Source organism: Kitasatospora sp. NPDC091257 (genome assembly GCF_044757675.1).
In the GTDB taxonomy this organism is placed as follows: domain Bacteria; phylum Actinomycetota; class Actinomycetes; order Streptomycetales; family Streptomycetaceae; genus Kitasatospora; species Kitasatospora lactacystinica.
Window position 1 is genome coordinate 1 of record NZ_JBIVVI010000175.1, and the last position, 10,362, is coordinate 10,362.

The 10,362-nt window shown below is 72.7% G+C and carries 9 protein-coding genes; 6 read left to right on the plus strand and 3 right to left on the minus strand.

All coding sequences use genetic code 11. From position 1 onward, the window contains the following. On the minus strand, nucleotides 1-899 hold an 899-nt coding region (locus ACIQOV_RS11170; protein WP_401047395.1), incomplete at its 3' end, for a DeoR/GlpR family DNA-binding transcription regulator. 201 nt (nucleotides 900-1,100) lie between these two features. Continuing rightward, nucleotides 1,101-2,555 (minus strand): NAD(P)H-quinone dehydrogenase, encoded by a 1,455-nt coding sequence (locus ACIQOV_RS11175; protein WP_401047397.1) that lies wholly within the window; start codon nucleotides 2,553-2,555, stop codon nucleotides 1,101-1,103. A 99-nt stretch (nucleotides 2,556-2,654) separates the two neighbouring features. Between ACIQOV_RS11175 and ACIQOV_RS11180 the strand changes: the two genes are divergently transcribed. From ACIQOV_RS11180 to ACIQOV_RS11190, 3 genes are all read left to right on the plus strand, one after another. Continuing rightward, entirely contained in the window at nucleotides 2,655-3,092 is a 438-nt protein-coding gene (locus tag ACIQOV_RS11180; protein ID WP_224284955.1) for a gamma-glutamylcyclotransferase, read from the plus strand. 205 nt (nucleotides 3,093-3,297) lie between these two features. Then, on the plus strand, nucleotides 3,298-4,119 hold the full coding sequence (locus ACIQOV_RS11185; RefSeq protein WP_359906064.1) for a purine-nucleoside phosphorylase: 822 nt from the start codon (nucleotides 3,298-3,300) through the stop codon (nucleotides 4,117-4,119). A 194-nt stretch (nucleotides 4,120-4,313) separates the two neighbouring features. Further along, nucleotides 4,314-6,038, plus strand: a complete 1,725-nt coding sequence (locus tag ACIQOV_RS11190) for a phospho-sugar mutase (RefSeq protein ID WP_401047401.1) — start codon at nucleotides 4,314-4,316, stop codon at nucleotides 6,036-6,038. 66 nt (nucleotides 6,039-6,104) lie between these two features. Here the strand turns inward: ACIQOV_RS11190 and ACIQOV_RS11195 are convergent, their stop codons facing one another. Continuing rightward, nucleotides 6,105-6,785 (minus strand): PH domain-containing protein, encoded by a 681-nt coding sequence (locus ACIQOV_RS11195; protein ID WP_359906059.1) that lies wholly within the window; start codon nucleotides 6,783-6,785, stop codon nucleotides 6,105-6,107. A gap of 106 nt (nucleotides 6,786-6,891) precedes the next feature. Here ACIQOV_RS11195 and deoC point away from each other — a divergent pair, with 106 nt between their 5' ends. Genes deoC through ACIQOV_RS11210 form a run of 3 tightly spaced genes read left to right on the plus strand, consistent with a single transcriptional unit; the run spans nucleotide 6,892 to nucleotide 10,278 of the window. Beyond that, nucleotides 6,892-7,878, plus strand: a complete 987-nt coding sequence (deoC, locus tag ACIQOV_RS11200) for a deoxyribose-phosphate aldolase (protein ID WP_401047404.1) — start codon at nucleotides 6,892-6,894, stop codon at nucleotides 7,876-7,878. Nucleotides 7,879-7,883: 5 nt separating this feature from the next. Next, a complete protein-coding gene (locus ACIQOV_RS11205; RefSeq protein ID WP_359906054.1) occupies nucleotides 7,884-9,371 on the plus strand; it encodes an aldehyde dehydrogenase family protein in 1,488 nt (495 codons plus the stop codon). A 1-nt stretch (nucleotide 9,372) separates the two neighbouring features. Further along, entirely contained in the window at nucleotides 9,373-10,278 is a 906-nt protein-coding gene (locus tag ACIQOV_RS11210; RefSeq protein ID WP_387736332.1) for an aldehyde dehydrogenase family protein, read from the plus strand. Nucleotides 10,279-10,362: the final 84 nt, after the last annotated feature.

Here is a 10,362-nt window from a genome sequence, read left to right on the forward strand (position 1 = left end):
GGCAGCGGGGCGCCGCCGGGGGGCGGGCCGCCGCGGCGGGCCATCGGGCCGGGCTGGGTCTGGTGCACCGGGCCGCTGCCGGTGCCGTGCACCGGGGCGTCGCCGCTCGGGCCCGCGCCCAGCGGGGCCAGGTCGACCTGCACCCCGCAGTCGGCGAGCGCGTCCAGTTCGCGGACGGTGGCGTCGTCCGCGGTGGCCTGCTCGTCGGTGACCAGCCGGGTGATGGTCTCGGTGGCGACGGTCTGGAACATGCCGGCCGCGCCGAGCTTGGTGTGGTCGGCGAGGACGATCACCTCGGCGGCCGCCAGCACCATGGCCCGGTCCACGCTCGCGGACAGCATGTTCGCCGTCGACAGCCCGCGCTCGGCCGTCAGCCCGCTGCCGGAGATGAAGGCCTTGGTGACCCTCAGCCCCTGCAGGGACTGCTCCGCGCCGCTGCCCACCAGCGCGTAGTTGGAGCCGCGCAGGGTGCCGCCGGTCATCACCACTTCAACCCGGTTGGCGTGCGCCAGCGCCTGGGCGACCAGCAGCGAGTTGGTGACCACCGTCAGCCCGGGCACCCGGGCCAGTCTGCGGGCCAGCTCCTGGGTGGTGGTGCCGGCGCCGACCACCACCGCGTCGCCCTCCTCCACCAGGCCGGCGGCGAGGTCCGCGATGGCGCTCTTCTCCGCCGCGGACAGGTGGGTCTTCTGCGGGTATCCGGGTTCGCGGCTGAAGCCGCCGGGGAGCACCGCGCCGCCGTGCCGGCGGTCGAGGAGCCCTTCTGCCTCCAGCGCCCGCACGTCACGGCGCACGGTCACTTCGGAGGTCTGGACGACGCGGGCCAATTCCCGGAGCGAGACGGCTCCGTTGGCGCGCACCATTTCGAGGATCAACTGGCGACGTTCTGCTGCAAACACAGAACCGACGGTAACCTGCGTGACCGTCTGCTTTCAGGCGTTTGCAGCTAGTAGCGGGAATTGCTCACGCACGAGCGGCGCGTGACCGTAGAATACGCGCCGCCCATGCCCCCGGAACCGCGCCCGCCGTCCGGGTGACGGCCATGCCCGCGCGAAGGGCGGCCGCCGATCGGCGACCGCCCTCAACTGTGCGCCGGACGCTCAGGATTCGCCGTCGGCCCGCTTGCGGATGTGCAGCTGCCGGGCGGCCTCGGCGGTCGAACCGGAGACGGACGGGTAGACGGTGAAGGCGCTGGCCACCTGTTCGACCGTCAGATTGGCGTCCACCGCGAGCGAGATCGAGTGGATCAGCTCGCTGGCCCGCGGGGCGACGACCACGCCGCCGACCACGATGCCGGTGCCCGGGCGGCAGAACAGCTTCACGAAGCCGTCCCGGATGCCCTGCATCTTCGCCCGCGGGTTGCCGCGCAGCGGGAGCTTGACCACGACGGCGTCCATCTTGCCGCACTCCACGTCGGCCGCCGTGTAGCCGACGGTGGCGATCTCCGGGTCGGTGAAGACGTTGGAGGCCACGGTCTTGAGGTTCAGCGGCTGCACCGCGTCGCCGAGCGCGTGGTACATCGCGATCCGGCCCTGCATGGCCGCCACCGAGGCGAGCATGAAGACGCCGGTGCAGTCGCCGGCCGCGTACACGCCGGGGGCGCTGGTGCGGGAGACCCGGTCGACCTGGATCTGGCCCCAGTCGTTGAGCTTGACCCCGGCCTCCTCCAGACCCATCTCGGAGGTGTTGGGGATCGAGCCGACCGCCATCAGGCAGTGGGTGCCCTCGATCACCTTGCCGTCGGCCAGCATGACCTCGACCCGGTCGCCGATCCGCTTGACGCTCTCGGCGCGCGAGCGACCCATCACGTTCATGCCGCGGCGGCGGAAGACGTCCTCCAGCACCTCGGCGGCGTCCGGGTCCTCGCCCGGCAGCACCCGGTCGCGGCTGGAGACCAGGGTCACCTTGGAGCCGAGCGCCTGGTAGGCGCCGGCGAACTCGGCGCCGGTCACGCCGGAGCCGACCACGATCAGCTCGCGGGGCAGCTCCTCCAGGTCGTACACCTGGGTCCAGGTGAGGATCCGCTCGCCGTCCGGCTGGGCGTCCGGCAGCTCGCGCGGGTGGGCGCCGGTGGCGATCAGCACGGCGTCGGCGCGCAGCGACTGCACGGTGCCGTCGGGCGCGTCCACCAGCACCTCGCGGGAGCCGTCCGCGGCCTGCCCACCGGCGCCGAGCCGGCCGCGGCCGCGCAGCACGGTGACGCCGGCCCGGGTGACGGACTGGGTGATGTCGTGGGACTGCGCGATGGCCAGGCGCTTCACACGGCGGTTGACCTTGCCCAGGTCCACGCCGATGACCCGGGCCGCCTGCTCGACCGGCGGAGTGTCGTCCGCGACCAGGATGCCCAGCTCCTCGTACGAGCTGTCGAAGGTGGTCATCACCTCCGCGGTCGCGATCAGGGTCTTCGACGGAACGCAGTCCGTGAGCACCGCCGATCCGCCCAGACCGTCGCGGTCGACGACGGTCACCTCCGCGCCGAGCTGAGCGGCCACCAGCGCCGCCTCGTAGCCGCCGGGTCCGCCACCGATGATCACGATCCGAGTCACGCTCCCCATTGTCCCGCACGCCGGGACGGCCGCCACGCCGGGGTCCGGGCTCCCGTACGTTCGTCCAGTAGCCCCGGCCCGCCCGCCGCCCGGGCTACGCTGGCCCCCATGCCCCTTTACGCCGCGTATGCCACCAACCTCGATGCCCGGCAGATGACCCGCCGAGCCCCGCACTCCCCGCTGCGCGGCACGGGGTGGCTAGCCGGTTGGCGGCTCACCTTCGGCGGCGAGCAGCTCGGCTGGGAAGGCTCGCTGGCCACCGTGGTCGAGGACGAGAAGGACCAGGTCTTCGTCTCGCTGTACGACGTCGCGCCCATGGACGAGGAGGGCCTGGACCGCTGGGAGGGCGTCCAGCTCGGCATCTACCGCAAGATCAAGCTGCGCGCGCAGACCCTGGACGGGGACATCCCGGTCTGGACGTACGTGCTCAACGACTACGAGGGCGGCCTGCCCGCGGCCCGCTACCTCGGCCTGATCGCCGACGCCGCGGAGAGCGCCGGCGCCCCGCACGACTACGTGATGGACCTGCGCCGCCGCCCCTGCTGAGGGATTCCCGGGGCTCCGTGCGCCTGCGGGCCGCGCGCCGGGCGTGCGGGTACGGAGGGTGCGGAGCGCCGTCTGTGGGGGAACCGACGAACCGGGCGGCCCGGAACCACCGCCGAGCTGTGTTTTCGGGTCATCCGGGTAACGATCCGGCATGCCGCGGCGGAATTTCTACGCGCGTAGCCGATTCCCGTCTATCCTCGGACCCGTGAACGCTTCTCCTCAGTCGGTCGTCTCCGCCGACCCCTACGCCGCCGCCCAGGCCGCCGCCGAGCGCCTGCGCGAGCTGACCGGTGCCGAGCGGCACGACGTCGCCCTGGTGATGGGCTCCGGCTGGGTGCCGGCCGCCGATGCCCTGGGCGAGACCGTGGCCGAGTTCCCGGTCACCGAGCTCCCTGGCTTCCCCGCCCCCGCCGTCGCCGGCCACGCCGGCACGATCCGCTCGGTGAAGATCGGCGACAAGCGCGCCCTGATCTTCCTCGGCCGCAACCACTACTACGAGGGCCACGGCGTCGCCACCGTCGTCCACGGCGTGCGCACCGCCGCCGCGGCCGGCTGCGGCATCATCGTGCTGACCAACGGCTGCGGCGGTCTGCGCCAGGGCTGGACCCCGGGCCAGCCGGTCCTGATCAGCGACCACATCAACCTGACCGCGGACTCCCCGATCGTCGGCGCCAACTTCGTCGACCTCACCGACCTGTACTCCAAGCGCCTGCGCGCGCTCTGCCGCGAGGTCGACCCGTCCCTGGACGAGGCCGTCTACGTCCAGTTCCGCGGCCCGCACTACGAGACCCCGGCCGAGGTCAACATGGCCCGGGTGATCGGCGGCGAGCTGGTCGGCATGTCCACCACCCTGGAGGCCATCGCCGCCCGCGAGGCCGGCGCCGAGGTGCTCGGCATCTCCCTGGTCACCAACCTGGCCGCCGGCATGACCGGCGAGCCGCTCAACCACGCCGAGGTGCTGGAGGCCGGCAAGGCCTCCGCCGAGCGCATGGGCGAACTGCTGGCGAAGGTCCTTGAGCGGATCTGACGCCCACCAGGCGCAGAATCATGACCGACGGGGCCCACGGGCGGCGTGATCCGCTGATCACGCCCTCCCGTGGGCCCCGTCCGCATGCGCGACCCCTTTCCTTGCGGAACCCTCCGGTCACAGCGGAAACCCTCCTCCCGATCAACCGCGGAACCTCCGGCCGACACACCGACGCACTTCCCGATGGAGCTGGCATGACGCAGGCACTCAACCCCGATCTCCTCGCCCGGGCCCGGACCTGGCTGGCCGAGGACCCCGACCCGCAGACCCGCGAGGAGCTCGCCGCGCTGCTGGCCCTGGCCGAGGGCCCGGAGGCCGAGACCGACGCCAAGCTCGCCTGGTCGGACCTCTCCGAGCGGTTCTCCGACCGGCTCCAGTTCGGCACCGCCGGCCTGCGCGGCGAACTCGGCGCCGGCCCGATGCGGATGAACCGCGCCGTGGTGATCCGGGCCGCCGCCGGCCTGGTCGCCTACGTCAAGCAGCAGGGCCTGGGCGACCTGGTCGTCATCGGCTACGACGCCCGCCACAAGTCCTACGACTTCGCCCGCGACACCGCCGCCGTGGTGGTCGGCGCCGGCCTGCGCGCCGCGCTGCTGCCGCGCCCGCTGCCGACCCCGGTGCTCGCCTTCGCCGTCCGCCACCTGGGCGCGGCCGCCGGCGTCACCGTCACCGCCAGCCACAACCCGCCGCAGGACAACGGCTACAAGGTCTACCTGGGCGACGGCTCGCAGATCGTCCCGCCGGCCGACGCCGGGATCGCCGCCGAGATCGACGCGATCGGCTCGCTGGACGAGGTCCCGCGCGCCGAGGAGGGCTGGGAGGTGCTCGGCGAGGAGGTCGTCGAGGCCTACCTGACCCGGGCCGTCTCCATCGTCGACGAGCACGGCCCGCGCGACCTGGAGGTGGTCTACACCCCGATGCACGGCGTCGGCCGTGACACCCTGGTCGCCGCGTTCCGCCGGGCGGGCTTCCCCGCGCCCACCGTGGTCGCCGAGCAGGCCGAGCCCGACCCGGACTTCCCGACCGTGGCCTTCCCCAACCCGGAGGAGCCGGGGGCGATGGACCTCGCCTTCCGCACCGCCGCCACCGTCGGCCCGGACATCGTGATCGCCAACGACCCGGACGCCGACCGCTGCGCGGTGGCCGTCCCCGCCAACGGCAACGCGGCCGGCGGCGGCGCCGGCGCGGCCGGCTGGCGGATGCTGCGCGGCGACGAGGTCGGCGCGCTGCTCGGCTCGGCCCTGGTCGCGAAGAAGGCCGAGGGCACCTTCGCCACCACCATCGTCTCCGCCACCCTGCTCGGCCGGATCGCCGAGGCGGCGGGGCTGGGCTACGCCGAGACCCTGACCGGCTTCAAGTGGCTCTCCCGCGCCGAGGGCCTGCGCTACGGCTACGAGGAGGCGCTCGGCTACTGCGTCGACCCGCAGGGCGTCCGGGACAAGGACGGCATCACCGCCGCCCTGCTGGTCGCCGAGCTGGCCGCCACGCTCAAGAAGTCCGGCCGCACCCTCGCCGACCTGCTGGACGACCTGGCGCTGGAGCACGGCCTGCACGCCACCGACCAGCTCTCCGTCCGGGTCAAGGACCTCACGCTGATCGCCGACGCCATGCGCCGGCTGCGCGAGCAGCCGCCGACCGTCCTGGCCGGTCTGCGGGTCACCCGCGCCGACGACCTGTCGGCCGGCTCCGCGGACCTGCCGCCCACCGACGGGCTGCGCTACTACCTGGCCGGCGAGGGCGTCCGCTCCGCCCGCATCGTGGTCCGCCCCTCGGGCACCGAGCCCAAGCTCAAGTGCTACCTGGAGGTCGTCCTCCCGGTCGCCTCCGCGGCCGACCTCGGTCCCGCCCGCGAGCGTGCCGCCGCCCTCCTCGCCACCGTCAAGCACGACCTCGCCGAGGCCGCCGGCATCACCGCCTGACGTCCGCGCACACGTGAAGGGGCCCGCCGGTCGTGACCGGCGGGCCCCTTCGTGCGGTCGGCGGGGTCAGACCGCGATGACGGTGATCAGCGCGATCAGGCCGGCCAGGGTGGGGGCGATGACCCACCAGCACCAGCGGACCTCGACCGGGCCGGTGGCGGAGGGTCGGGCGGCGTTGCGCTCGGCCGTCTCCTGGAGGACGGCGGTGACCTGGTCGGACCAGGCGCGGGTGGGGTCGGGCGAGCCCTGGACGACCGGGTTGGTCCGCTTGGCCATGCCCAGCCCCAGGCCAGTCCTGGAGGCGTGCTCGGCGGCGCTGGGGCTCTGCGCCCGGGTGGCCCGCTTGCGCTGCCGCAGCGACACCGGCACGGCCCAGAGCTGGAACTTCTTCCCGCCGGCGAGCAGCTCGACCGAGTACCCGGCGCGCAGCGCGTCCACCGAGGCCCACGGCGCGACGACGGTCCGCCACGGGTTGCGCACCACCAGCCGGTCGCGGCCGGCCGTCACGGCCGGGCGCAGCGTGTACGCGATCACCGGGAAGGCGAACACCGGCACCGCCGCGAGCGAGACGTACGGGGTCTTCCCGGTCCCGCTCACCACCGCGTCGCCGATCAGCCAGGCCGCCACGACCAGCAGCAGCACTCCGGAGATCACACCGGGGACAGAGCGGTACACGCGGTCGGCGTACTCGGGCTCCCCGTCGGGGGCGGCGGGGCCCTGGTGGGGCTTGCCGTCGGAATCGGTCATGACGTCGATTCTGCCCCATGCCCCTCACCCCGAGGTCTCGGTCCGGCCACGAATGGCGAGCGCCCTAGCGGTTTGCTACGCGCGTAGATATGCTGCCCTGGTGACTATGTCCACTGTTGCAGCCAATGCCCCCGGCGTTGCGGGCAGCGGCCTTCAGGACGTTGCGGCGTCCGAGGCCTCGCTCCGCCGATTCCTGCACGGCCTGCCCGGCGTCGACCAGGTCGGCCTGGAGGCGCGTGCCGCCGCTCTCGGTACCCGCTCGATCAAGACCACGGCGAAGGCGTACGCCATCGACCTGGCGATCTCGATGATCGACCTGACCACGCTGGAGGGCGCGGACACGGTCGGCAAGGTGCGCGCGCTGTGCGCCAAGGGCAGGACTCCCGACCCGACCGACCCGAACACCCCCCGCGTCGCCGCCATCTGTGTCTATCCGGACATGGTCGCCACCGCGAAGGCCGCCCTGAAGGGCACCGACATCCAGGTCGCCTCGGTGGCCACCGCCTTCCCGGCCGGCCGCGCCGCCCTCCCGGTCAAGCTCGCCGACACCGCCGACGCGGTGGCCGCGGGCGCCGACGAGATCGACATGGTGATCGACCGCGGCGCCTTCCTCTCCGGCCGCTACCTCGACGTCTTCCACGAGATCACGGCCGTCAAGGAGGCGTGCGAGCGCCCCGACGGCAGCTCCGCCCACCTCAAGGTGATCTTCGAGACCGGCGAGCTCCAGACCTACGACAACGTCCGCCGGGTCTCCTGGCTGGCGATGCTGGCCGGCGCCGACTTCATCAAGACCTCCACCGGCAAGGTCGCCGTCAACGCGACCCCGCCGGTCACCCTGCTGATGCTGGAGGCGGTCCGCGACTTCCGCGCGGCCACCGGCGTCCAGGTCGGCGTCAAGCCCGCCGGCGGCATCCGCACCACCAAGGACGCCATGAAGTACCTGGTGATGGTCAACGAGACCCTCGGCGACGACTGGCTGACCCCGCACTGGTTCCGCTTCGGCGCCTCCAGCCTGCTCAACGACCTGCTGATGCAGCGCCAGAAGCTGGCCACCGGCCGCTACTCCGGCCCCGACTACGTGACGGTGGACTGATCACCATGGCCAAGAAGAAGAACACCGAGGAGCCCGTGGCCAAGCCCGCCGGCGGCCTCTTCGCCTACGCCCCGGCCCCGGAGTCCCCCGCCGCCGCGGGCGACATCGCCACCTCCTACGGCCACTTCATCGGCGGCGAGTTCGTCGACTCCTCCGGCAACGAGGCCCTGAAGACGGTCAACCCGGCCACCGAGCAGGTGCTCGCCGAGTTCGCCCAGGGCACCGAGGAGGACGTGGACCGCGCGGTCGCCGCCGCCCGCAAGGCCTTCGCCGACTGGTCGGCGCTGCCCGGCAGCGAGCGCGCCAAGTACCTGTTCCGGATCGCCCGGATCATCCAGGAGCGCAGCCGCGAGCTGGCCGTGCTGGAGTCGATCGACAACGGCAAGCCGATCCGCGAGACCCGCGACGTCGACCTGCCGCTGGTCGCCGCCCACTTCTTCTACTACGCGGGCTGGGCGGACAAGCTGGACTTCGCCGGCTTCGGCCCGAACCCGAAGCCGCTGGGCGTGGCCGGCCAGGTCATCCCGTGGAACTTCCCGCTGCTGATGCTGGCGTGGAAGATCGCGCCCGCGCTGGCGACCGGCAACACGGTCGTCCTGAAGCCGGCCGAGACCACCCCGCTGACCGCGCTGCGCTTCGCCGAGATCTGCCGCCAGGCCGGTCTGCCGAAGGGCGTCGTCAACATCGTCACCGGTGACGGCCGCACCGGCGCCGCGCTGACCTCCCACCCGGACGTCAACAAGGTCGCGTTCACCGGCTCCACCCCGGTCGGCCGCGCCATCGCCAAGCAGCTGGCCGGCACCCGCAAGAAGCTCTCGCTGGAGCTGGGCGGCAAGGCCGCGAACATCGTCTTCGACGACGCGCCGATCGACCAGGCGGTCGAGGGCATCGTCAACGGCATCTTCTTCAACCAGGGCCACGTCTGCTGCGCGGGTTCGCGCCTGCTGGTCCAGGAGTCGATCCAGGACGAGCTGCTGGACGCCCTGAAGCGCCGGATGGCCACCCTGCGGGTCGGCGACCCGCTGGACAAGAACACCGACATCGGCGCCATCAACTCGGCCGAGCAGCTGGCCCGGATCACCGCGCTGACCGAGGCCGGCGAGGCCGAGGGCGCCGAGCGCTGGTCTCCGGCGTGCGAACTCCCGGGCACCGGCTTCTGGTTCAAGCCGACCCTGTTCACCGGCGTGAGCCAGGCCCACCGGATCGCCCAGGAGGAGATCTTCGGCCCGGTCCTGTCGGTGCTGACCTTCCGCACCCCCGCCGAGGCGGTCGAGAAGGCCAACAACACCCCGTTCGGCCTCTCCGCCGGCATCTGGACGGAGAAGGGCTCGCGCATCCTCTGGATGGCCAACCGGCTCCGGGCCGGCGTGGTCTGGGCCAACACCTTCAACAAGTTCGACCCCACCTCGCCGTTCGGCGGATACAAGGAGTCGGGCTACGGCCGCGAGGGTGGCCGCCACGGTCTGGAGCCCTACCTGAATGTCGAGGCCTGAGATGTCTGACACGACCTTCCAGCGTCTTGACGTCCTCAAGACCTACAAGCTGTACGTCGGCGGGAAGTTCCCGCGCTCCGAGAGCGGGCGGGTGTACGAGGTGACCGACGCAAAGGGCGAGTGGCTCGCCAACGTCCCACTGGGCACCCGCAAGGACGCCCGCGACGCCGTCGTGGCCGCCCGCAAGGCGGTCAAGGGCTGGTCCGGCACCACCGCGTACAACCGCGGCCAGGTGCTGTACCGGGTGGCCGAGATGCTCCAGGGCCGGCGCGAGCAGTTCGCCGCCGAGGTGGCCGTCTCCGAAGGCATCGGCCCGAAGAAGGCCGCCGCACTGGTGGACGCCGCGATCGACCGCTGGGTCTGGTACGCGGGCTGGACCGACAAGGTCGCCCAGATCGCGGGCGGCGCCAACCCGGTCGCCGGGCCGTTCTTCAACCTCTCCACCCCGGAGCCGACCGGCGTGGTCGGGATCGTCGCCCCGCAGGCCGGGTACGGGCACTCGCTGCTCGGCCTGGTCTCGGTGATCGCCCCGGCGATCGCCACCGGCAACACGGTCGTGGTCGCGGCCGCCGCGGACGCCCCGCTGCCCGCGCTGTCGCTGGGCGAGGTGCTGGCCACCTCGGACGTCCCGGGCGGCGTGGTCAACATCGTCTCGGGCCGGACGGCGGACATCGCCCCCACCCTGGCCTCGCACCAGGACGTCAACGCGCTGGACCTCACCGGGGCCATCGCCGTCGACGGTCCCGGCGCGCCGCAACCGCTGGAAGCGGCCGCCGCGGATACCCTGAAGAGGGTAGTCCGTCCGGTGCTGGACCCGTTCGCCCAGGACTGGACCAATGCGCCCGGTACGGACCGGCTACTCTCGTTCCTGGAGACGAAGACGGTCTGGCACCCGATGGGGATCTGACCTCCCCGCTCCGCGTAACAACTCCACAAGCTGGCCGTCCCCAGTGCCCTCACCCACGGCACCCCGCTGGTCGGCCTACAGGAG

Excerpts from the sequence above, each read along its gene's own strand:
- ACIQOV_RS11180 (WP_224284955.1), top strand. The coding sequence starts at position 2,655 with ATGCCCCTTTACGCCGCGTATGCCACCAACCTCGATGCCCGGCAGATG.
- deoC (WP_401047404.1), top strand. The coding sequence starts at position 6,892 with ATGTCCACTGTTGCAGCCAATGCCCCCGGCGTTGCGGGCAGCGGCCTT.
- ACIQOV_RS11175 (WP_401047397.1), bottom strand. The coding sequence starts at position 2,555 with ATGGGGAGCGTGACTCGGATCGTGATCATCGGTGGCGGACCCGGCGGC.
- ACIQOV_RS11205 (WP_359906054.1), top strand. The coding sequence starts at position 7,884 with ATGGCCAAGAAGAAGAACACCGAGGAGCCCGTGGCCAAGCCCGCCGGC.
- ACIQOV_RS11190 (WP_401047401.1), top strand. The coding sequence starts at position 4,314 with ATGACGCAGGCACTCAACCCCGATCTCCTCGCCCGGGCCCGGACCTGG.
- ACIQOV_RS11195 (WP_359906059.1), bottom strand. The coding sequence starts at position 6,785 with ATGACCGATTCCGACGGCAAGCCCCACCAGGGCCCCGCCGCCCCCGAC.
- ACIQOV_RS11210 (WP_387736332.1), top strand. The coding sequence starts at position 9,373 with ATGTCTGACACGACCTTCCAGCGTCTTGACGTCCTCAAGACCTACAAG.